This window comes from Sporosarcina sp. A2 (assembly GCF_050858885.1).
Classification (GTDB): Bacteria; Bacillota; Bacilli; order Bacillales_A; family Planococcaceae; genus Sporosarcina.
Window position 1 is genome coordinate 2,156,419 of the sequence record NZ_CP193898.1, and the last position, 21,445, is coordinate 2,177,863.

Annotated in this window: 37 protein-coding genes and 1 pseudogene; 3 read left to right on the forward strand and 35 right to left on the reverse strand. The window is 38.9% G+C overall.

The genetic code is table 11. The features are described from left to right. Positions 1-9: 9 nt before the first annotated feature. The 35 genes and pseudogenes from ACRPI0_RS10810 to ACRPI0_RS10980 all read right to left on the reverse strand — a co-directional run bounded on the left by ACRPI0_RS10810 (position 10) and on the right by ACRPI0_RS10980 (position 19,311). Positions 10-387, reverse strand: a complete 378-nt coding sequence (locus ACRPI0_RS10810; RefSeq protein WP_432352661.1) for a hypothetical protein — start codon at positions 385-387, stop codon at positions 10-12. Beyond that, positions 387-779 (reverse strand): hypothetical protein, encoded by a 393-nt coding sequence (locus ACRPI0_RS10815; RefSeq protein ID WP_432352662.1) that lies wholly within the window; start codon positions 777-779, stop codon positions 387-389. Before ACRPI0_RS10815 ends, ACRPI0_RS10810 begins: the two co-directional genes overlap by 1 nt. Next, the gene (locus ACRPI0_RS10820) at positions 776-1,141 is read right to left on the reverse strand and encodes a phage head completion protein (RefSeq protein ID WP_432352663.1); all 366 of its coding nucleotides are present in this window, start codon (positions 1,139-1,141) and stop codon (positions 776-778) included. The genes ACRPI0_RS10815 and ACRPI0_RS10820 overlap by 4 nt, the downstream gene beginning before the upstream one ends. Then, the gene (locus tag ACRPI0_RS10825) at positions 1,125-1,415 is read right to left on the reverse strand and encodes a head-tail connector protein (RefSeq protein WP_432352664.1); all 291 of its coding nucleotides are present in this window, start codon (positions 1,413-1,415) and stop codon (positions 1,125-1,127) included. The genes ACRPI0_RS10820 and ACRPI0_RS10825 overlap by 17 nt, the downstream gene beginning before the upstream one ends. Before the next feature lie 5 nt (positions 1,416-1,420). Next, positions 1,421-1,630, reverse strand: a complete 210-nt coding sequence (locus ACRPI0_RS10830; RefSeq protein ID WP_432352665.1) for a hypothetical protein — start codon at positions 1,628-1,630, stop codon at positions 1,421-1,423. A 16-nt stretch (positions 1,631-1,646) separates the two neighbouring features. Then, positions 1,647-2,801 carry a phage major capsid protein gene (locus ACRPI0_RS10835; protein ID WP_432352666.1) on the reverse strand — a complete coding sequence of 385 codons (1,155 nt, stop codon included), beginning with the start codon at positions 2,799-2,801 and terminating at the stop codon, positions 1,647-1,649. A 21-nt stretch (positions 2,802-2,822) separates the two neighbouring features. Further along, entirely contained in the window at positions 2,823-3,602 is a 780-nt protein-coding gene (locus ACRPI0_RS10840) for a head maturation protease, ClpP-related (RefSeq protein ID WP_432352667.1), read from the reverse strand. Beyond that, positions 3,599-4,747, reverse strand: a complete 1,149-nt coding sequence (locus ACRPI0_RS10845; protein WP_432352668.1) for a phage portal protein — start codon at positions 4,745-4,747, stop codon at positions 3,599-3,601. Before ACRPI0_RS10845 ends, ACRPI0_RS10840 begins: the two co-directional genes overlap by 4 nt. A 19-nt stretch (positions 4,748-4,766) precedes the next feature. Next, complete coding sequence (locus ACRPI0_RS10850) at positions 4,767-6,443, reverse strand: terminase TerL endonuclease subunit (protein WP_432352669.1); 1,677 nt, start codon at positions 6,441-6,443, stop codon at positions 4,767-4,769. After that, entirely contained in the window at positions 6,440-6,772 is a 333-nt protein-coding gene (locus ACRPI0_RS10855; RefSeq protein ID WP_432352670.1) for a P27 family phage terminase small subunit, read from the reverse strand. The genes ACRPI0_RS10850 and ACRPI0_RS10855 overlap by 4 nt, the downstream gene beginning before the upstream one ends. 116 nt (positions 6,773-6,888) lie before the next feature. Beyond that, positions 6,889-7,227 carry an HNH endonuclease gene (locus ACRPI0_RS10860; RefSeq protein WP_432352671.1) on the reverse strand — a complete coding sequence of 113 codons (339 nt, stop codon included), beginning with the start codon at positions 7,225-7,227 and terminating at the stop codon, positions 6,889-6,891. A 230-nt stretch (positions 7,228-7,457) separates the two neighbouring features. Continuing rightward, entirely contained in the window at positions 7,458-7,796 is a 339-nt protein-coding gene (locus ACRPI0_RS10865; RefSeq protein WP_432352672.1) for a hypothetical protein, read from the reverse strand. Between the two features lie 11 nt (positions 7,797-7,807). Continuing rightward, the gene (locus ACRPI0_RS10870; RefSeq protein ID WP_432352673.1) at positions 7,808-8,002 is read right to left on the reverse strand and encodes a hypothetical protein; all 195 of its coding nucleotides are present in this window, start codon (positions 8,000-8,002) and stop codon (positions 7,808-7,810) included. A gap of 217 nt (positions 8,003-8,219) precedes the next feature. Then, positions 8,220-8,606, reverse strand: a complete 387-nt coding sequence (locus tag ACRPI0_RS10875; protein ID WP_432352674.1) for a hypothetical protein — start codon at positions 8,604-8,606, stop codon at positions 8,220-8,222. A gap of 52 nt (positions 8,607-8,658) precedes the next feature. After that, positions 8,659-8,907, reverse strand: coding sequence for a hypothetical protein (locus ACRPI0_RS10880; protein ID WP_432352675.1), 249 nt, complete (start codon positions 8,905-8,907; stop codon positions 8,659-8,661). 26 nt (positions 8,908-8,933) lie between these two features. After that, entirely contained in the window at positions 8,934-9,473 is a 540-nt protein-coding gene (locus tag ACRPI0_RS10885; RefSeq protein WP_432352676.1) for an ERCC4 domain-containing protein, read from the reverse strand. Then, entirely contained in the window at positions 9,470-9,841 is a 372-nt protein-coding gene (locus ACRPI0_RS10890) for a YopX family protein (RefSeq protein WP_432352677.1), read from the reverse strand. Before ACRPI0_RS10890 ends, ACRPI0_RS10885 begins: the two co-directional genes overlap by 4 nt. A 20-nt stretch (positions 9,842-9,861) precedes the next feature. After that, positions 9,862-10,209 (reverse strand): hypothetical protein, encoded by a 348-nt coding sequence (locus ACRPI0_RS10895; RefSeq protein ID WP_432352678.1) that lies wholly within the window; start codon positions 10,207-10,209, stop codon positions 9,862-9,864. Between the two features lie 19 nt (positions 10,210-10,228). Next, positions 10,229-10,504 (reverse strand): hypothetical protein, encoded by a 276-nt coding sequence (locus ACRPI0_RS10900; protein WP_432352679.1) that lies wholly within the window; start codon positions 10,502-10,504, stop codon positions 10,229-10,231. Between the two features lie 296 nt (positions 10,505-10,800). After that, positions 10,801-13,131 carry a phage/plasmid primase, P4 family gene (locus ACRPI0_RS10905; RefSeq protein WP_432352680.1) on the reverse strand — a complete coding sequence of 777 codons (2,331 nt, stop codon included), beginning with the start codon at positions 13,129-13,131 and terminating at the stop codon, positions 10,801-10,803. A 43-nt stretch (positions 13,132-13,174) separates the two neighbouring features. Further along, complete coding sequence (locus ACRPI0_RS10910; protein WP_432352681.1) at positions 13,175-13,300, reverse strand: hypothetical protein; 126 nt, start codon at positions 13,298-13,300, stop codon at positions 13,175-13,177. Between the two features lie 43 nt (positions 13,301-13,343). Then, complete coding sequence (locus ACRPI0_RS10915; protein ID WP_432352682.1) at positions 13,344-13,700, reverse strand: MazG-like family protein; 357 nt, start codon at positions 13,698-13,700, stop codon at positions 13,344-13,346. Positions 13,701-13,788: 88 nt separating this feature from the next. Beyond that, positions 13,789-14,466, reverse strand: a complete 678-nt coding sequence (locus ACRPI0_RS10920; RefSeq protein ID WP_432352683.1) for a sigma-70 family RNA polymerase sigma factor — start codon at positions 14,464-14,466, stop codon at positions 13,789-13,791. A gap of 87 nt (positions 14,467-14,553) precedes the next feature. Then, the gene (locus tag ACRPI0_RS10925) at positions 14,554-15,015 is read right to left on the reverse strand and encodes a DUF669 domain-containing protein (RefSeq protein ID WP_432352684.1); all 462 of its coding nucleotides are present in this window, start codon (positions 15,013-15,015) and stop codon (positions 14,554-14,556) included. 223 nt (positions 15,016-15,238) lie between these two features. Further along, positions 15,239-15,904, reverse strand: a pseudogene (locus ACRPI0_RS10930) (AAA family ATPase); the annotation flags it as partial. A gap of 18 nt (positions 15,905-15,922) precedes the next feature. Continuing rightward, on the reverse strand, positions 15,923-16,276 hold the full coding sequence (locus ACRPI0_RS10935) for an organic solvent tolerance protein OstA (protein WP_432352685.1): 354 nt from the start codon (positions 16,274-16,276) through the stop codon (positions 15,923-15,925). Position 16,277: 1 nt separating this feature from the next. Next, positions 16,278-16,442 carry a hypothetical protein gene (locus ACRPI0_RS10940; RefSeq protein WP_432352686.1) on the reverse strand — a complete coding sequence of 55 codons (165 nt, stop codon included), beginning with the start codon at positions 16,440-16,442 and terminating at the stop codon, positions 16,278-16,280. Positions 16,443-16,496: 54 nt separating this feature from the next. Then, positions 16,497-17,042, reverse strand: coding sequence for a host-nuclease inhibitor Gam family protein (locus tag ACRPI0_RS10945; protein ID WP_432352687.1), 546 nt, complete (start codon positions 17,040-17,042; stop codon positions 16,497-16,499). Continuing rightward, positions 17,035-17,511 carry a hypothetical protein gene (locus ACRPI0_RS10950; protein ID WP_432352689.1) on the reverse strand — a complete coding sequence of 159 codons (477 nt, stop codon included), beginning with the start codon at positions 17,509-17,511 and terminating at the stop codon, positions 17,035-17,037. Before ACRPI0_RS10950 ends, ACRPI0_RS10945 begins: the two co-directional genes overlap by 8 nt. 333 nt (positions 17,512-17,844) lie before the next feature. Next, positions 17,845-18,123, reverse strand: a complete 279-nt coding sequence (locus ACRPI0_RS10955) for a hypothetical protein (protein ID WP_432352690.1) — start codon at positions 18,121-18,123, stop codon at positions 17,845-17,847. A 15-nt stretch (positions 18,124-18,138) separates the two neighbouring features. Beyond that, positions 18,139-18,381 (reverse strand): hypothetical protein, encoded by a 243-nt coding sequence (locus ACRPI0_RS10960; protein ID WP_432352691.1) that lies wholly within the window; start codon positions 18,379-18,381, stop codon positions 18,139-18,141. A gap of 2 nt (positions 18,382-18,383) precedes the next feature. Then, on the reverse strand, positions 18,384-18,566 hold the full coding sequence (locus ACRPI0_RS10965) for a hypothetical protein (protein WP_432352692.1): 183 nt from the start codon (positions 18,564-18,566) through the stop codon (positions 18,384-18,386). Positions 18,567-18,671: 105 nt separating this feature from the next. Further along, positions 18,672-18,854 carry a hypothetical protein gene (locus ACRPI0_RS10970; protein WP_432352693.1) on the reverse strand — a complete coding sequence of 61 codons (183 nt, stop codon included), beginning with the start codon at positions 18,852-18,854 and terminating at the stop codon, positions 18,672-18,674. Further along, positions 18,851-19,051 carry a helix-turn-helix transcriptional regulator gene (locus ACRPI0_RS10975; protein WP_432352694.1) on the reverse strand — a complete coding sequence of 67 codons (201 nt, stop codon included), beginning with the start codon at positions 19,049-19,051 and terminating at the stop codon, positions 18,851-18,853. Before ACRPI0_RS10975 ends, ACRPI0_RS10970 begins: the two co-directional genes overlap by 4 nt. A gap of 11 nt (positions 19,052-19,062) precedes the next feature. Further along, a complete protein-coding gene (locus ACRPI0_RS10980; protein ID WP_432352695.1) occupies positions 19,063-19,311 on the reverse strand; it encodes a helix-turn-helix transcriptional regulator in 249 nt (82 codons plus the stop codon). Positions 19,312-19,454: 143 nt separating this feature from the next. Between ACRPI0_RS10980 and ACRPI0_RS10985 the strand changes: the two genes are divergently transcribed. From ACRPI0_RS10985 to ACRPI0_RS10995, 3 genes are all read left to right on the forward strand, one after another. Then, on the forward strand, positions 19,455-19,859 hold the full coding sequence (locus tag ACRPI0_RS10985; protein WP_432352696.1) for a helix-turn-helix domain-containing protein: 405 nt from the start codon (positions 19,455-19,457) through the stop codon (positions 19,857-19,859). Between the two features lie 184 nt (positions 19,860-20,043). Then, positions 20,044-20,214, forward strand: coding sequence for a helix-turn-helix transcriptional regulator (locus ACRPI0_RS10990; protein ID WP_432355942.1), 171 nt, complete (start codon positions 20,044-20,046; stop codon positions 20,212-20,214). Positions 20,215-20,373: 159 nt separating this feature from the next. Next, a complete protein-coding gene (locus tag ACRPI0_RS10995) occupies positions 20,374-21,444 on the forward strand; it encodes a tyrosine-type recombinase/integrase (RefSeq protein WP_432352697.1) in 1,071 nt (356 codons plus the stop codon). The last annotated feature ends 1 nt before the right edge of the window (position 21,445 follow it).

Here is a 21,445-nt window from a genome sequence, read left to right on the forward strand (position 1 = left end):
AAAAGACTCTCAAATGAGCGTCTTTGCTTTTCCTTTATATCTTCGAGCATCCCTAAATACTCCAGAATCCTTGTCATACTCATCCGCTGCGCCTCCGAAATATCCGTAACCGAGACTTTTCATAACTTGACCAATTCTTCTCGCTAACTCTTTCGTAATTAGCCGATTTTTCGTCCACACATCTATTTGATATAGATACTCATCATACAAAGGTTCATCGTCCCCATAATCACTAGGAAGTGGAGGTGACAGAGGATCAATAACGATATACGGATTAACAACGTCAGCAGCCTGTGGATAATCATAAAATTTAATGCGTCCGCTGGCTTGCTGTTTAATATATTCGTCAGCCATCAGTTCGTTATAAATTACATCCATCATATCCATTACATCATCGCCTTAATCTTGTCTCTAAGGGCATTGCGATAGGCTGTCTGCGAAATTTGCAAAGCGCGTGCAATCGCTCCTTTACCCCTTGGACTAGGATTCTTTATTGTTCCGAATTCGTTAAGGTGGATAATGGTATAACGTTTGTGCGGGCCTTTCCATTTCACCGTAATAGTTCTAACCCCATTTAAAGAATAGGGGTCGGTCAGTGTCATCTCATCAATTGAATAGCCGTCAACTTTGAACGTTTCGAATTGAGCAATTAACTCTTTTTTGAATACTTTTGCCCCAGCTTTTAAAGCTTCATCTTCGATTTGTCTCATTTGAGCTGGTCCAAACTTCGACTCTAAACTACTGATAAGGTTTTTAACTCCAGTAATTTTTACACTCATAGAGTAACACCTGCCACGATACGAACGAATTGTTTATTCTGCAAGTCCGGATCTACATGCTTAATGTTGTAACGGATATTCTTGTATTCAGGAGCATCAATTGATAGATAATGTTGGTTAGTTGGGAAATAGCTTCCTTGAGGGTCACGTATCGTCACCGTGATATCTGATAACGTGCCTGTAGACTTAGCAAGCTCAACATCTTTCAACCAAACGCCGTCAATCTTTGCCCATGATTTGAATAATACATTCTTCTCAACTTCCCCTGGTTCGGGTCCTTCATTTGGTGCGTATTCATAGAATGTAATTGGCGTCCGCAAGTCACCTGTATTTGTTTTGGGTCGTTTATATGGTAGGCGCATTAGGCACCACCGCTTTCAACGCCATTTCAATACCGAGTGAATGAATTTCGCTTCTAAAACTATCTTCGAAGTATTCCAATGCGTCGTTATATGCAAACCGGGTACGTTCGAACACTAATTCTTTCGCTTGTTCATTTTCGAAATCAAAAGCACCACATTTTGCGGTTATATACGCAACAGAAAAAGACAACAACTCTTGTAGGTTGCTGTCCTCTGAATTGTGCGTGATACGCATACGAGCTTTAAATTGTTCCAAAACTATTGAAGTAATCATGCGACTCACTCCTTCTTCTTATTTTTCTTTACCTTTTCTTCTTTGAGTTTATCTTCTTTGATGAACACTACATCGTATTCGGGATGCTTTACCGACAACTCTTCAATACGGTTCTTTGTAGGTTTGAATCCATCTGCCGGGTATGGATCCCCGGCTTTATAGACTCGATCATTGTCATGTTTTTCTTTGAAAGTATTAATTACTTTGTAATTCATGCAGCGTCACCCTTTCTTATGGAATCGGAACAGCTGGAGTAAACTTAATATCCAAGTCGTACAATAGAGCCGCCTTGTTATCCTTTGGCTTACCATTTGCAAACTGTTTGATTGTGTAAAGTGTTGCATCTTCAATAGCAAGTGTCTGGTCGAATTTCTTCAACTGATAACCACCTGCAAGGTTTGCAATGTATTCACCCTTTACAAAAAACAATGCTTTTTTAACTGGAATCTCTTCTGACTCAACAACTTCAATGTTGTAAGGCATTGCCGTCACCCATTGACCGTTAGCAGTCTGGATTGTGTTTCGAGCTTGTACAGCAATTGCATCAATCGGATTTACGACCATGACAATCTTGTTAAGAACTTTACGATTCTTCAGCTTTTCGTCCACAGATAGTGCAGCAACTACACCGTAAAGTTCACCAGCTACGATTTCACCGTTTACAGATGGTTCGAACGTTAGCGTTCCAGAAGAAACTTTATCTGTAACTGCTCCAACTCCTGAAACGTCTTTTAACAATCCTACTGGCTCATTAGAAGTTGGGCCTTTGCCGTTTACAAATCCGTATTCCAAACCGACAGAATAGCTTTCTACTAGCAATGTGCGAGTGAATCGTTCAATCCATACAGGACCAAGATCAAGCATGTCATTCGGTACAACTGCGAAAGCGGTCAATTTAAGGGAAGTGATTGTTTCTTCGCCAAACGCAGCGTTTACTTGCCCCTTAATATCCCCGAACAGTGGGCCCCACGCATAAGCTTTAGTTGGATCGCTCGTAATGTAGCGTGTGACCGCCCCAAGGTTCTGCAAGCCGATAGCTTGTAACAATGGGTGCGCTTCTGTTAAGTCTTCGAATACACGCTCCTGAGTCGTTACAGGGAGGATTGAATCCTCTTTGAACCCACCTTCAAGTACAACTGCATTGAAGAAACTTGTTTCTTCGCTTGTTAATACGTTTTGACCTCGTGACTGAAGAATCGAACGATCCGTCATATCGCTATTCACTTGCTTGTGTACAGCATTAGAAACCTCTGATTGAAGTACGTCGAAATAATCTTGTAATGCTGCGTTTTGTTGTTCCTGTGTAGATTCAGCATTCGATAGTGTAGCTGCTAATGCGTTTTTAGCTTTATTGAATTCTTCTGTCTTGTTAAATTTAATAACCATAGTATATGGCCTCCTAGTTTTTTATAGATTCAAAAAGAGCCTTGAAAGGTTCGCTTGTTTAGCGGGTTCCTGTTCAGGCTCTTTAGGTTTGTTAATCTGAGCTGTCAGTTCAGCAATCTGTTGTTTCATTGATTCGATTTCTGCGTTCTCAATTGGTTGTGGTTCAATCAATGCGGATGGAGCATTCTTATAACGGGCAATCTGTTCATCCGTTAAAGATGCAGCTACTTGGGTTAATGATGTCACTTCATCAATCAATCCCATAGCCAGCGCTTCATCAGCCGTAAGCCACGTTTCTTCATCCATGAGGCGAGAAATCTCATCGGCTTTAATTTCTGGATTCTTATCAAGATACGATTGCTTAACAGTAGATGCACTAATCTTCTCGATTTCATCCGCGGCTTTGCGTAGATCGTTATGATTACCCATCGTGATAGTCCAAGCGTTATGAATCATCAGCATAGAATTTTTAGGCATTGACACCTTGTCCCCTGCCATTGCAATCACAGATGCAGCAGAAGCGGCTAGACCATCAATGTGAACCTCGATACGTGCCTTGTGTCGTTTCAACATATTGTAGATAGATGACGCTTCGAATACATCTCCACCACCAGAGTTGATGCGTAAATCGATTACCTCTACATCTCCAAGTGCAGCTAATTCATCGCGGAAACTGACAGCGCTTGTGTCGTTTTCCCATCTCCAATCTTCATTGATGATGTCGCCATAAATGTGAATTTCTCCACGTTCAGCACTCGCTTTTTTCATGTTGAAGTAATTCTTTTGTTTATTAGCCTTCATTCATTCTCACCTCCCTTCAAATCGTCTCCATCTTGATAGTTCTTGGTAATGACATAAGAATCCAACATTTCATTTTCAACCCTTTCTAACCCGAGTTCACTACGGATTTCATGACCGTTCATAATGCCGGATGCTCGTAGTTTATCAACTGCCGTAGCCAGGTCGAATATGTCACGGTAAGACGGCTTACGGATATCGATACAGTCACCTTTTAAGTATTCAGACATCGTAAAGAACTTTACATTTGCTTCATCTTTAATTTTCTTGAGTAATGGAGAAACAGTGAAGAACATATAGTTTTTCGTTTGCTTTTCTACGTCTGCCATATCGCCACGCAATAGACTTACTGGAATACCCATAGCCATTGCTACTTGATTCAAGAAGCCGTCCGTCACACGATCTAAGTCATCCACAGTCTGTCCTGGTAAACTTCCCGCAGTTTTTTCGTCATAAGTAATACCTTTTTGTTGCGGTATGATAGCGACATCCTTTTTCTCAATTGCCGCATACATGTTGTCGATAAACTGTTGAAATTTAGCTTGGTGTTCCGTACCTTTTGCTGCCAACATGTCCATATCAACAGTAGAGCGAATCTGATTCTTTCTTTTTTGTGCAGCGAGCACACGACCGAACAACTCACCGTAATCTGCAAACAGACTATTGATTAATGTTTGCAACTTTTCATTTCCATAGCGCAGATGAATGACTTCTTGTTGGTTGAAGGTTCGTTTGAACTCAAAACCTTTAACAACTACATTAGAAAAAATATCATCGTACACGGCAAACTCGTTATGTTGGAAGTCATCCGCAATGAGTAAATCATCATCATCTGAAGTAATGATTAACACTTCATTGTCGTATACCAACTTGTGGATGACCGTCTGCCAGAAGGTGCTAGCTGTTGTATTCTTGGATGGCCTGACATTCAACTTGTAATACAATTCATCTTTTAAGTATTTTTCCCCATTTTTCACGCGAAACTCTGACTGACTGATTGTTCTTGCTAGAAATGAAATACAAATTTCTACAGCAAGTCTTTTCATGTACGTTCGCTCAGATGTTTTTTCGAACAACTCCAAATCGAACGACCAACCTATTTCACTGTCCGGTCCTAATTTGCCTAGCAACCTATCGAATAATCCCAAATTAACACCTCCCCTCTAATTAGAAGCTAATGCTGTCGAGTATAAACTCTGTTTCACTTTCCAGTATTTCATCAGCTCGATACATGCCGTGTACAAAAGCTTGGAATCCATCTGTTTTTCTTCTGACTGGCTCTTTCTTCAAATACTCTTTATTTCCGTCCTTCTTAATAGAAACAAGTACATTATTTGTGTACCAGCGCATCAGTGGATTATCATCGAAAATAATTTGCTGATTCGCAAAAGCGAGTTCAATTCTTGGTGCAAGCAAACTGTGGATGGCTCGCGGATTCTTTATAATCTCAATTTCAAATCCTTCAGCTTCAAATAGAGGTCTCAAAATCTCCATTCGGAAATTATCAGCAATGATTTTTTTAATATCATGAAACTCTCTCATTTTTACGAACCATTGGACGATAACATTTGGATCAATCGTCTCGCCATCCACAACTGTCATTAGTCCTCGATTCTCCCATTCTCTAATAGGAGCAAACTTTACTTTCCCCGCCATCTCGGCATCGTGTCTTTTTGAATAACTATAAAATTTATCTACGAAGGCTTTCCGTGCATACGAATGTGTTTTAAAAATATAGTCTCCTTCATCTCTGAACAGAAGACCGCAAGCAGCGAAGTCTCGAATTGATGCATAGTCTAAGCAACCGATACATTCTTTATATTCAAGGTCTGGGAATGGTCTGTTTGTCGCTTCGATTTCTTCCCATTTAGCAACAGACTTTTCTAAATCAGTCATTGGTAGATTCATACGCTTAGTCATAAACTCTTCGCGGTTAGTAGGATCGTCTTCCAAATCCTCGTATTCTTCAAAAATAGTATCGAACAAACCTTGAGCGTAATCACCACGTGGCTCACACAACATCGGGTTAGCTTTTTCCCAATTGGATATATTGTCGACTTCTTCTTCATCATCTAATTTACAGATGAAGGGGAAAAGTGAATTTACACGCGCTTCACCTTTCAATACCTTCAATGCTTTTTCTTTCATGTTGTCGAGAAAGCCGTCACGGACATATCCGTCTGTACCTATATAAAATTCCCGCGGGTTTGGCTTTTTCCCAAGACCTGAAATATGAACACGGACATCTTTATTTCCTTCGTATTGGTGAATTTCATCGAAAACAACCGCACCATCACGCAAACCATCTTTTGTTTCTCCGTTTGATGTACGGAACTTCAAAATGGCTTCTGTTTTTTTACATGTGATTTTTACTTTAGTGCGGGCGAACATTGCTTTCAATGTACTGCTGCGTCCAATCACGTTGTAAGCTTCATCGAATGATGTTTTAGCTTGTTCTTCAGAGTTGGCAACAATAGATATGTTATATTCTTGGATGCCGTGTAACGGACTGATGAGGAAGTTTGTGACGACCGTTATCAAACCGTTCTTTCCAGCACCCCGGGCAATCAACCATAAGTGTTTCCGGTAAAATATACGATTGTTCTTTTTGAAAAATAAAAAGATGAAAGCAATCAAAAACTTATCGAATGGCACAAGCGGGAAATACCACTTTTCACCAAACCGAATGCAGTTCTCAATCATTTCATCATCAAAATACAAATCGTCTCGATTCAATACGTACTTGCGTAAATATTCAATGAGCATGATCCGCTCTTTATTTAATTTTATTTTTCCTGATTCATAAAGTTGAATGTACTCATCTACATATTTATTGCTGATCATACTAAATCATCTGCTGTATATGCTTCTTTATCATCCACAGTTGAGGCAGTAGGTGGAGGGGATGTCCCTTCGCTAATAAAATTAAACGTTTTTTCCAATGCTATTAACTGTGTATTGATTTTCATTTTCTCTGTCATCGAAGGGTGAGTTTTTATAAAACGCTGTTTACCGTTTTCGACAATGATTGTCGCACCATCTCTTTCAATCGCTAGATCACATTCAACATCTAGTTTCAACAATTGAATATATCGATGAATTTTTTTAACTTCAATCAAATCATCACAATCAATTTTGCTCAACAATTGCTGAAGTATTTTGTCGATTTCCAATATACCCCCTCCCCCTCTCACGTGGATTTACTTATTTCTATTAATTTCTCAACGAAACACCCCCACGCCGGTCCCTTTATGGATTATATAGGTCGGATTTCAAGAGGGGGGTCCTGTTACCAGGCTTCATCATCGGCCCATCTATCAGCCTTACGAGGCCTCCAGTGGAATCGACCGTGTTTCTTATTATGACAACGTAAGCAGAGTGTTTGCAGGTTGTCAGGATTCAATGCTAAGTCTGGTCGGTCATGTAGTTCTTGTATGTGGTCTACGTTGAGTTGAATGGATTTACGTTCTCCATCTTGTTTGATTGAATCGACATGCACGCGACCTTCACGTTTACATTGTTGACACTCGCGATTGTCACGTTCGAGTACCTGTTGACGTATCTGTTCCCAGTCCTTGCCACGATAGAACTTCTTACGTTCCTTATCTGTGGTGTACTGTATGGTCATGGCTATCACCTCCACACTCTCGGTCATACACGAATGGTTTAGTAGCTCTAGCCTGTCCGTGTACTTGCTTGTTGGCTAACCTGAAGATCATGAAGAATAGTATCAATGGAACGGTAATAAATATGGTTAGTAATAAACCTGTAAGTATTAGCATGATGGATAGTATGTCGTTCACTCCTATCTGTGCACATAGTAAAAGCACCCACCCAGTAATGAGTAAGTGCTTTGTATTAGGTTGCATATGTCCACTTTAATTTCTTCATCTTAGGTTCCAATATTTTTTTAAAATGATTAATTTCATTTTGAGTTTCATCAATCATTTTTTTATATTCGATTTCATTTATTTTATCTTCAGCAAATTGTTTTGCCGCTATGATTTTATTTAATTGGAGCTGCTTGATTTCTTTTTGAAGCTTACGACAATCTGGATCTGTAATGAATGCGACATATTTCTTTTTGCAATTCGGACAGGTGAAGAAGGTTTCTTTAATTGTAAGCTTATGCGTTTTGGTTTTCAGTTTGATTGTGAAGTCATCTTGACACTCATCGCATGTTGTTCTGTCTTGCATGGTATCACTCCTTATAGTAGGAATATGATAATCAGGATGATGGGAATGGTTATTAACAAAGTGAGAAGACACCCACAGCCTATCATCTTACCTCCAGCCTGCTGCATCCCTTTGCCTGTAGATCCCATCTTCTTAGAACGCGCCATCCATTTATCGTAGTGTGCTTTCTGTTTGTCAGTCATATCTTTATATTCTTTATTAGCCATTGTTCATTCCCCCTTGTGGTTATTGTATCCTAACGGACTGGATAATAAAACCACCTACACATTGTAAATAACACACTATCCGTGGCTATCGTGTAGGTGGTTCAACAGGTAGGAATATAAAGATCTCGGCTCAGTTCTTTATACTCTTACTATAAATGAGATTTACAAGGGTTGCTATAACTTCACCACAACTTAACATAACATTAAGTTATAACAATTATAGATTGTGTGCGTAATCAATCATCCTCATGATTTGAGCATGCTTGTTATAAATATAGTTGGGACTCTTATCTAAATGGAATGCTACATCGAGTAGTGTCTTTCCTTCTACATACTTTCCATAGAGTATTTGGTTTTCGAGTCCTCTGAATGTAGCGATAAGTTTCTGCACATCATGCAAATCATTCATTTTGTTAGCTAATTCATATTGAATACTTTCAATTGTTTCTTCTAAGTTAGCACCGTCTGAATCAGAATTTAATCTTACACCAACTAAGTCACCGCTTACCCAACGCTTCAATTCTCTTTCTGAACGGTCTAAGTTAAATTCAATCAGACTGATTTCATCTTCTAATCTTCGATAGTCTTTTAGCCATTCAAACAAATATGCCCACCTACCTTTTCTGTTTGATGCGTTTTATGTTTGAAACGCGTCATTAAATGTATCGTTTATTCCATGACTGTATCGCTTCTTCTCTGCTCTCATACAGTCGGCTTCCTAAGATTTCTTCACGGTGAGTAGCAATAGGACAGATTACGCCATTTTGATACTCGTGAATCAGCGTGAACGTTAGTCCAGACCACGGGTCATTTTCGTAATCTCCATTCCTCATATTCCCTTCATCATCGCTAATTCCTAAACTTATATTCTCCCCGCAAAAGGGACACGGATTTAATTTCTCCATCTTATTCACTCCTTCGTATAATCTGTCTAAAACGCACCACACTTCAAATAGTGTCTAAGTTGATAATAGAAATGATGATATATCCAATTGCCGCTAAATCTCTTATCCAGATATACAATTTCAAAACTGTATCTAGCTTTGAATGTATTCAATCTTCCCAGCAATGCTAACGGATCGTATTTAGAACGATATTGACCTCTCAACATTTTTTCATATCCGTTCAGGTCTTCCACAATCAAAGTGAAGGGGATATCTTTCGAACGTATCAATTCATTTTCAAATGCTGTTTGCGTATCTTTTTGCAAATTCCCTGTAATTTCGTCCATGTGTGCTTTTCTTTCAACACGACCATTGAAATGAATATCACGCGGAATCCCTAGTTTCGGATTAGCAGGGATTAAAGCTCCGTAATCCCCTGTATCAAGCTTCTGTATTTTCATAGGAATTTCTTTCTTCTTGAAATATTCGATGATGTGACCATTAACGTTTTCACGAGTGTCTATAACGATGGTCATAGTTTTCATGATTTCTTTAATTTCAGTGTCCGTGTATTTGTAATGGATCAATCATCTTCACCTGCTAACAATTCAGGATTTTCGTAGATATTGCCGACTACAGCTATATCCATATCTTCTATATCATTTCGATAAATAAATTCCTCGCAAGGTATGCCAAAGTCTTTGAAGCTTATTTGTGTGTGCCCTTCTTTAATAAAAACGACTAAAGGATGGGTAGAAGATTCTTTTAAAATATCTCCCTCATAAATCTCAACACCGTTTTTGTCTTTTAATCCTGTGTATTGCATTAATTCAATTTCATCAAATAAACGCCAAGCTGATTCTGTGTTTATCATTTTTTTTTCGAAATCTATTTGATGCACCGGAATTATTTCCTTCATCTTCTTTTCCCATGCGCGAAACTTAATCTCTCTCAATTCAATTCCCTCCTCACAAACTACTTATTTTCACTAGCCCATTTTCGAGCACGTTCATAGAATTTAATTTTCATTGCATTGGATTCATCATTTTCATATTGTCGATAATCATCATACGGATTCTTCCATCCAGATTGAGCAAGTTTGATTGTCCAATCATGTAGCAACATTAATGAATCTTCATCTGAACAAAGCCATGAATTCATTTTTTCGTTCTCTTGCCATCCACAATACAATTCCAATGCTTTTCGAATTGTAATATCTGGACCATTCGCACCTTCCCAACTTTTAAACCAATCATCAATCTGATTAAAAATTGGTTCAGCTGCTTTCAATACTTCAGACGGGATCCGACTAGCATCTTTCAACGCCAGCCGTCCATCTGATTCATCTCTGTATATCTCTGCTCCACTTCTCCATATCAGTGAGAGTATCTTCAGTAGGCGCATCTTTAAGGTCAACTCCATAAAAATAAAGTTTATTTTTACTTCTGCGAATCCGGTTCATTTCTAATTGCTTATAAAACGTGATGTTGCCTAAAGGCTTTTCACCAATAAGATTGCAATAATACAAATATCTAGCGTAAATAGTACCTGTCCATAATCTTTTAGCGCCCTTTTTCCTCTTTAAATTGTTTTCAATGAATTTTATTGTGATTTCCATTAGATTTTCCACATCCTGTAATTTTGTAGTTACTAGCTAGTTACTGGATTCTGCAAAAAAACTAGATAGTTACTTAAAATAACTCAACAAATCCAATAGCACCAAGGGTTCAAGCTAATTCAGTTACTGAGAGTACCCAAAAAAGTATTGAGTGCTCTATATAGTATATATTTATTTATTTTTATTTTTAATCAACAGAAAAACCAATAATTATAATAACTAACTCTTAAAATACCTCACTCTAACTATTGGTACTATTGACTTTGTGAAAAAAATCATCAGTTATTTAAGGTGTTTCAAGAGTTACTGAGTACCTTAAAAAAGCTGCTTTCTTCATTTCTGGTAACTCCTTCAGTAACGGGAGCACGTTCTTTTATGGTAATACCTGTTAAAAACGTTTTATTTCCGGCTCCTTTTGTTTTTCCGTAACCTTTCGTTTCCAACATCCTGTAAAATGTTCGATTTCCAACAGTGCGCTCACCAGCTTTGAAACACCAATTGTTATAAACGCTGTATAATTCTTTCGCTTCAATCTGGATCGTTTCGTTTTTCGGCTCGTCGATATAACAAGCTTCGTTAAGAAACGGCGCTAAAATATCCATATCGTCTTTATAAGCACCAGTTGCTTCTGCCACTACCTTCGGCTCTTGCAGTCCCGACTTCTGCCACTTCAAGCAGCCCTCAATCGCCCAATTTAGAATCCCCGGCATTTCAAGCGTTAACTTTTCTTCTAGCTTCCTATCGCGCTCATGCGCTTTCAAACTTAAATTGAATGGAATGATTTTAACCCTTCTCCAAATACCTTCGTCTAATCCACCGATTACAGGTTTATGGTTTGTTGTGAAAAACACTTTAAATTCTGGAAGGAACTCGAAAAACTCTTGTCTCAAGAATCTTGCAGTTATCGGCTCACCACCTGTAATTGTTTTAACAAGTGATTCTTGCAGCTTTTCCCCTTCTTCTGATTCCACAGCTGAAACAAATCGAGAACTAGCTAATCTAGCAATATCATTATTTGCTCCATCACTTTTTCTTTTAATGAAAGTTTCCGAGCTTGTTTGAATCCCGTAATCACCTAATACTTTCTTAATCGTATTAATGAAAACCGATTTACCATTGGAGCCACCACCGACTAGGAAGTACATGCCTTGCTCTGATATGTCACCAGTGAGTGAATATCCAACTAACCGCTGCATGTATTCAATCAAATCTGCGTCACCTTTGAATATTTGACTTAAAAACTTCATCCAAGTTGGACATTCTGCTTTTTTGTCATATTCAACATTTGTGATTTTAGTTAAATTCAATTCACGATCATGCGGCTGTAGCTTACCTGTCCTCAAATCAAGAATTCCGTTATCGACATTGAACAAATATTTGTGAAGGTCGAAATCTGTACGTTCACCTGGAACTAGTGGCATTAAGTCTTTAATGCTGTTCATTCGGATATTTCTTCGTTCACACATACGCGCCCACTTTGATTCCATTTCATCTTCTGATTTGTACAGACCGCGCAAAACTTTATTTGTAATTCTTTCAATTTCTTTTTTTGTATCGACACGCCAGCGCTTGCCGTCCCATATGAGCCAGCCCATATCACCAACATATTTGATGGTATGGCCATATTCGTATGCGATCCGTTCTGCATTTCCTAATTCGGTTAAACGGAACTTCTTCTTCGGCTTGTCCACTTCTTCACCATCGATAAAGTCAAAAGAGAATTCGTCGTACTGCTGCTGGTCTAATATTGTGGAAGGAGTGGAAGTGATGGCTTCTGCGATTGTCCGCTCACCATAGGTTTCATTTGTCTCTCTGAAATGAATGACATCCCATTTATCACGCAACAGTCCAGTTTCCCGGAACATAGCATCCATTCGAGTTGCGGATTTACCTGTCCAGAATGCTAGATGGTTACATAAAGCCAAATCACTGGAAGAGTGATCGCCGTCTATTAAATCGCCATTGTATAAAGACCTAATCACATCTCCACTTTTCGAACGGAACATTCTTTCCCAAAGTGTTTCATTCGATATTTTGATTTCATCATTTTCAAAGTCTGCTAGATTTACTCGACCCTGGATGTCGCTATCATCAAAATACTTTTCGAATACTTCTGCCAGCTCATCGGTACGATCATACACGTCATTTGAGTTTTCTCGATTACCTGTAAAAGTGAAATAGCGACCGTATGAGTAAATTTCTAAACCGTGTTGAGTATTTTTTCTACCAGTACCCATTACATTCTGTGGAAGGCCACCCTTGATGATGATGTGAAGCCCTTTTCCACTTGGTGAAAACTCTGTATACGAATCTAACGAATCGATGATTTCCGTCGCGAATGTATTCGGTTTTCCATCCACAACACAATTATCAATATCGACTCCAATGTAATTATCTTGTCTGCTGAATACAAATCCGATTCCGTCATAATCGCCCTTCATGTAAAACTTAATGACTGTTGCGAAAGTGGACCACGTGCTGCGATTACTCGATTGAGCCATTTCACCATCTACTTGATAAGGTACTTTTGTATAACGGCCACCCTTCTTCTCTGACTTCCACAGGATCCATTGCGGAAGGGCTTTGAGTTCGGATGGAATACTGTTGAAATCGTAATTCTCTTGCATGATTGCCCTCCTAGTTAGTTTGCTTTATGTTCGTACTGGCCGGCTATACTAATTTCGCTATCGCCAGTTCGATTAGATATAAAACCGACCTCAAATCAGATTCTCCATTCTCCCTCATCGTTTGAACATCGTTTTGTAATTGTTCCAAAACCTCTACTGTTTCATCCATCTACCGCACCTCCCACCTCACATTTTCTGTCTACTCCTGATTATCAATGTCTGCAATCAGGGCAGTCATCCCAGTTGTCACCGTGTGGACAAGTTTTCAAATCTGCTTCTTTTACAAAAACTCCATTGACCATTTTGCCTTTACGGTCTTTGATTTCGTTATATGCCAGCTCCATACATTCCTCGATACTTGAACCGACTTGCGTAGCGAGTATATTGATTACTACTCCAACATCCCCTATGCCGTCCATCACCTCGTCAATATCTTTACGAGCGAGTGCGGCAGCAATCTCTCCAACCTCTTCCATGAGTTTTAGCATTTGACCTCGCGGATCAGCCGTGTGTAAATTTCGTTCTACCGCCCATTCTTGAATTAGATGCGTTGTTTTTTGTATATTCATTGTGGATTCTCCCTTTTATCAATTTGTTCGAATGTCTGGTTCACCATTTCTGCAGTGACAGGTGTATGATTCATTCCCTATCCCTCCGTCAAAAATTCGTAGTACGCTCAATTCTCGTTTTTATCTTTTTAGTGTGTTGTGCAATACGGCTTTTGGATAATCCAATATTTCTAGCAATCTCTGCTTGAGTGTATCCAGCCGCTAAACTCCTAATAATTAGCGACTCCCTCTCTGACATACCTTTGCAATAACCTTCCACGGCTGCCGATGAAAAATCTTCATTAAAATTTATAAAACCGTATAAAGTATGTTCTTCTGAATCGCTATACACTTGATTATCTAAACTAGCCGCGAATCTCACCTTAAAGTAAATTCTAGAACTTTCTACTTCCCTCTCTGTGATTTCTAGTTTTTGTGATATCTCAGAGTCCTGCAACTCCCACAATTCACCTCTTTGGATACGCCAAGCAGTTCGCACGACGTTGATAGGCGTATAAACAATGTCTCGTTTATCATGCAGTCGAGTCATATACCCTCGAACATATTGCGTTGCGTATGTTATGAACTTCGCACCTTTATCATCTTCATATCGTTTGAACGCATCTAGCAGACCAATAAAACCTTCTTGTGATAAGTCTTGTATGAAATGGAAATCTCTACGACCCAATCGATTCGCATGTTTGTAAACTAAATTCTTGTACTTTTTAATAATCGAATCTTCTGTGTGTAGTTCCCCATCGATTAAGTTTGATTCCTCTCGATTCAACTTTCTCCCCTCCTGTGTATGGTATTTTCCTAAAAATGAGTATAAAAAAAGAGAAGTCCGTAGAAACAGACCTCTCTATAAAGTTTTTTAGAACGGAAGATCATCATCTGAGACGTTAATCGGACCACTTCCAACTTGTGGTGAAGCGTCAGCATTTGAAGGGTTATAATAGCTCGCTTTCGCGTACGTATTGCCATTATTACCAGCCTCGTGCTTAACACCAATTTCTAAATTACGGTTAATCAGCAGATTCGCCATTTCTTCACAAGAAGAAAATGCATAATTTGGTGGAACTCCAGCTGATGTACACAGACTTTTAACAATACCTTGAGCTGTCGGATGTTCAAAAGTGAAGTTGTTATACAATACCTTTGAACCTTGTGATTCCTGCGGAACGTCCGATCTGATTTCAAAATCAACGACCATCATGTCTTTGCCTGCCTGTGTTTTTTTAGCAACTGCGTTAATAATTACCGCTTCATACTTACCTGGCTTTGGTAGTTCAAACCCTTTTACTTCCTCGACTTCATCCATTTTGAAAAATGACATATTAATTATCTCCATTCTGTTTTGTATTTTTTGGTGTTACTGCATTTTGTTCTTGAATGCCTTTATCATATTTTTCTTTGGTGATTGGATTACAATGCCCGAATTCCAGATTATTTTCATCAGGTACTACATCACCTTTTTTAAACTCTACAAATGTATCGCTTTCCGGATGGTAGTAATAAGCATCACGTTTAAATTTTTTCGGTTCTTCTACCGCCTGCTGTGTGGAAGGCAGAATCAAATCTTTTTGCAAGCACCCCTTACGCGCATCCAGATGATTCTTTGCAAAGATTGTTTGATTACCTTCCAGTATGAAACCTCGTTCTCCGTCTGCTTTTCTTACTAATCTAGCGACCACATGGTTGATTCCCATAATGTGATTGACAATCTTGTCGCGAATGTCTGGAAGGAACTGATTGTACTTCTGGCCATCATCGTGAATGATTTCCCTCGTTGTTTCCCATGTTGTATAGATTACGTTTGCATCAAGAGCGTTGAATATTTCTACTAACTTCAATAGGTGGTTGTCCAATATGGCGTAATCCTTTAATTCAGGCATACCACTTTTAGTTTTCTCACCTTTATTCAGCAGCCATAACTTTTGATAATGCGTTAAGTTGTCTATGAAAATGTTATCGTATTTTTGAATGTTTGCTTTCGCATAGCCATAAAACTGAATGATGCTGTTATGTGCATCTTCTCCATCGATTTTTGCAATATCGACATTCGAGTAACCTTCCAGCACTTGGCTTGTCCCATCGATATCAAAAACTAATGTCTTACCTGGTAGCAATCCGGCAACAGTTGTCTTGCCATCACCAGGCTTTGAATACGTGATGATTTTAGCGTTCGCACTACGTTTCATATCAGCGCCATTTGTAATTTTCATTACTTCCACACTCCTCTATTAAAATGGCGCATCACTTGATTCAGTTTCTTCAGTACCCTCATCCACAACTTCATCAATAGACATTTGATTAGGATCTACTTGGAATGAACCATCATGACTTTGAGTTACTGGTAAACCTTCATGCTGTGGTTCCTGTTCCACATCAACTGATTCGTTCTCCATGATTTCACGCGGTACATTGTAGCTGTAAGTTAGATCAACCAAGAAGTACGTACCTAACTTGTTATGCTTTTCACTGATTTGTTGCTTAGTCAGATACACATTTTCTTTTGCAGCTAGAATAATTTCCTCTGCTTCTTTCAGTGTGCCTGCGTAATGCTGTTCTTTTTGATTCAATTGTTCTTTTGTCATATTATTTTGCCTCCCTGATAGTCACATATTTGGTGTTAAATCTTTCGTACCCAACTCCGTAATATTCTTTGAAAGATTTAAGCGCTCCGGCAAATCCGTAGTTTGGAACGAATAAAGTTTTGTTTTCGCGTGCCTCTAACCGTCTTTGTTTGCGTGTTTTTGTCATTTTGATAATCTCCTTTTGCGATTCGAATCGCTTTGAATTTTTATTTGTGATTGATTAACCTATTTCCACTTTGAAAGTAACCGTTTCTGGTTTAACTTTCACACCTTCTACAATTTCACCATTTTCATCGACTACGTTGTTCCCGACTACTTGCAAACCTTTCTTCAGCTCGCCCCACATAACGGATTCTTGAGTTTTAATAAACTCTTTGTATCCGTTATTTTTCACGAAAGATAACAACTTTTCGTCATCCAATTTTTCTGGTTGAGCTTTGCTAGTAGTTGTTTTACTCTTACCGAATGGAGTAGACAATGTTTTTCGAGAATCATCTTCGCTCAACAATGTCGAATGGTATTCACGGATAAGATGTTCAAAGTACTCAATAGACTGAGAGAATGAATTTGTTTCTTTTTCCAACCAGTCGTCCACAAGTTTTCGTTCTTCATCAATGCGATCATATTCCGACTTTGCCAGTTCTTCTTTTTCAGCAATTTTGCTTTTCAGCTCGCGCATCTTTCTGAAAGTCCAGTGGAGTGTTGCTTCATCTGTGATTTCAAATCGTTCTTTCTCTTCGACTTCCGCTGTTTGTAAATCAGCCATTTTTGATTTCACCTTCCTTCATCTGTTGTGGACGACTGAACCAACCTTCTTGAAATGCTTTAACTCCTTCGATGGTGTCGAGGATTCCGAATACCCGTTGCTGCATTAGCTTGTATTCTTTTTGAGAGTTTAGTAGAGACACTTCAGCAAATGGCAATCCGGCATTATCCTCCATTGCATCAATTGCTAGATCAGTAAGAAGTCCACTTTCGATTTCATACATTTCATCAAGGTGATGAATAAGGTTATTAATTTTGTTATCAATTGTTTCTTGTACTTCCGGAAACTCAATCGACTTTTTTAACTCAACTTTCAAAGCACTTTCAACATACGAACCGTATTCCTTATCGTAATATGTTAAGTAGTTTCCGCTTTCGTCCACAATTGTGACGCTGGACATTTCATCCGCATGGTAGTTGATCGCGATAACTTCAAGTTGTTTTCCGTCAATGTTAAATCTAGCTTTCATGTATAATTCCTCCTGATTCGTGGTATATTGATGATAAGATGATATTTTCAAGTGAGCGCCTACTTTGCAGAGTAGGTGTTTTTATTTGCAGTAATCAGACAGCGGAATAGTTCTTTGTGAAACCCATCCATCTTCATTGAAATGTAGAAACTGTTCATCCTCTTTCGCTTTACGTTTAGCAAAGTCTTGGCATTGTTTCGTACTGACACTGTGCAAACTTACAAATTCACTCGTTCTAGCTAACAGAAATCCTGTTTTACTTCTGACTAAATAGTGAACAGTTACGATGTAACAAAGATTTTTCTTTCTATCAATCACTCCTCTCACCACCCTTCAAAATTCTTTTACCATCTTCCTGAAGTTTTCATATACCTCCATTACCTGCTTAGGAATATTCAACTTTGGATTTAATTCTGACTCGTAAAAATTATGAGTCTCACCATTTCTACGCCATATCTTCACAGTACGAACTTTGAATTTAGGAAGACTATCCAAACTCTCAACTTTCGCTACCACTTTCCATGACCCGCTGTTAGGCATCCATTCGGTATGCAATTCTTTAAATGCAATCTCAGGTTTCCCTGGTAGAATGCAAATGCTTGTCGGTTCCAACTAACTCACCTCCTCTCAAATTTCGTAATACCAATCAGTCCAGAACAGTGTTCCATCTTGCAACAACTCGTCCATTTCCGGTAAATCCTTAGCTGTACAATCAGATGAGCAATAGCAATCCCCCGATGTTTCCAGTAGATAACCTTCATTCATGCCTGCTTTACATACATCGCATTGACGGGCATGGCGTTCATAGTCCAGGTATTCAGGCTTCGGATAACCTGTGAGCATCGTCCGTTCAATGTCTGGATGGTCCATATTCATCTTCCTTTCGCTAGTTTCACAAAGTCGTGATACACGTCCATCACCTTAGCCGGTACATTCAGATTTCCATTCCGCGCTACGACATAACACTGTGACTTCTCACTCCACCGCATGATGCGTGTCTTGCGTCCAGTGACTTCAACCTTCCACTTTTCATGAGTCCATGTGGCTTCAATCATGTGTCTGTTTACGCTGTTCATATTTCGCATACTTCCACAACCACGATCCTATTAGTAGAATCCACGGTGTCATTTGCAGCAGCACAGCCAACTTATCTGTGAGTGTCAGCATATTTGTAACTCGATTTCCTGCAGCAATGCGTGTGGACGTTCGTTAAGCTTGTCCATGTATGCTTTACAAATGTCGTTGTGGAGGACTTGCAAGCGTTCGTACTTACTTTCAGTACCTAGCTTTGTTCTCATAATTTCGTTGTAACGTGTTTCGAAAAATGCGTGTACGGTGTTCATGCTGTTTCCTCCTCTTGGAATAGATCGTTCAGTGTACATCCGAAGTAATTTGCTAGTTTCCTCGCTTCAGAAAGTGTGAAGTCAGCTTTGCCATTCTCTTTCAGCGAGTACGTAGCGTTGCTGATGTTCAAAAACTTGGATACTTTGATTTGTGATAAGCGCGCTTCACGTCTTGCGATGTAGAGTTTGTGGTGCATGGCTATCCCTCCTATTTGATTGTCTGAGTATTTCTTGCCTGTTCTCTAACTTCGGTAATACCGATATTCCTAGGTAAAAAAATATCTTCGATTGGTACGTGAAAGAAATGACTGATTACAAACATTTCATCCATCTGGAACTGATGCTGACCACGTTCCTTCATACCATACGTTTCATCCGTGACGCCCAACATTTTAGCCATGTCCTTTTGCTTCAAACCTCTATCGCTACGCAAGCGAATCAAGTTCCACTGTTTCATGTTTTCCCTCCTGTCTGTTTGCTATGACTCTACTATATTCGTTAATACCGATATTGTCAACGATATATTTCGCTTTTAAGGAATAAATTAATTCAAACTGCATAATACTATGGTATAATTATTTTTGGGAGGAGGAAGTAATAATGAAGGAAAGTGATTTGTCTAAGTTTGTTGGAAGTAAAATAAAATACTTCCGAAAAAAGAAAAAACTAACTCAAAGTGACTTAGGGGAGTTGATTGGAAAGAAAAATAATACGATATCAAATTACGAAACGGGCACAATTTCGCCTGAACAAGATGCGTTATTCGCCATTGCAAAGGCTCTTGGCATAAAAGTCGATGATTTATTCCCGGCAATGGAAATCGATGATGCTAACAACAATTTCGAAAGAGCATTAAAAATGACAAACGGATTAGAATTGGATGAAATGAATTTTTTAAAAGATTTAATAGAAAAAACCCTCTCCATGCAGGGAGAGGATCGAGAGAAGTTTTTAGAAAGCATACGTTTCACCGTGGAGTATTACGAAAAGTTGAATCGAAATTAATTTTTTTGCTTTGGCTAGGCGGTATGCCTTTGTTGTGATTGAGAATTTGTACAAAGTCCGCTAGGAGTTTAACCACATCTTTTTTCATAATGAACGCCGCCTTTGCTGTTAATGGAAGAGAGGTATACGTTTGGCTTACGAGTTCGGTGAATGCCGACTTCGTGAACTACTCGAGAAGGTTGGAATGACTCAGTTGGACCTGGCTATTGAATTAGGGGTTAAGAGACAGCAAATAAATAAATACATTACCAATAAACAGTTTATGTCGCTATTAACCGCTAAGAGAATAGCCGAAATACTCCACTGTGATATTGATGATCTTTACGAGTGGATTCAAGTCGGCGATAACGAGTAGATGTTTCATGTCTACTCGCGAGCGCATGTCAGCCGTACGGCTTACCTAGACTATACACAAAATTAAAAATATTTACCATATTTTTTTTGCTTTTACTGTATATTTAATATAACATAAACAGAACGAACGTTCTACTTATGAATTTAGGAGGTAATATAAGTGGCTGTAAAAAAGGATGATAAAACAAAGAAATGGTTCTTCTATGGAATCCATTCAGACGGTAAACAGTACAAGCGTAGAGGATTTGAAACGAAGAAAGCTGCGCAGATTGCAGAATTGAAATACCTGGATGAGTACGATGCAAAAGACACTGGGGAAGGCATGACATTCGCAGAGTTAGCAAAAGAATACTTACAATGGTACGAAAAGAGACGTAAAGCATCGTCTTATTTAAAAATCAGTAGCATCGTCAATGTGCATCTTGTTCCGTATTTCGGTCACATGGATATTGCAGACATACGTCCACGCGATGTGACGAAGTATCAAGACACCATCATAGATAAGCATAAACCGTCACACGTCAAGAAGATCCACACGACATTAGCCGCTACACTGAAACACGCGACTAAACAGGAATACATCACAACCAATGCCGCAACGATAGCCGGCAACGTGGAGTTGGAAGAAGATAAGATGATTAATTATTGGACACTAGAGGAGTTCAAACGGTTTATATCCGTTGTGGAGGACCCGTTATATCATGCGTTATTTATGACGCTTTATTATTCGGGTATGCGAAAAGGAGAATTACTTGCGTTGACATGGGGAGATATTGATTTTGAGAACAATAAAATAAATGTGGACAAGACTGATTACAACCGACAAGTTACAACCACAAAAACTAAATCATCCAGACGCGTTATTGCGATGCCTACTCATGTAATGAGGTTATTGTCCAAATTAAAAACAAAGCATGACAAAATGACCTATGTAGTATTTGGAGAATTTCATGACAGCCTATCCACTTCCACACTTGATAGGAAGTATGCAGAGTATATCAAAGAATCAGGAGTTAAAAGAATCCGCATACACGATTTCCGGCACTCACACGCTAGTTATTTAATCAATAAAGGGATTATCATTTCTGTGGTAGCTGCTCGTCTTGGACACAGTGATCCAGCGACAACATTGAACGTATATTCTCACCTCTATCCAACAACAGAAAAAGAAGCCGTACTCACAATGGAGGACGACTTCAAGACTGCACAGATATTAAAATTCAAGTCATAAC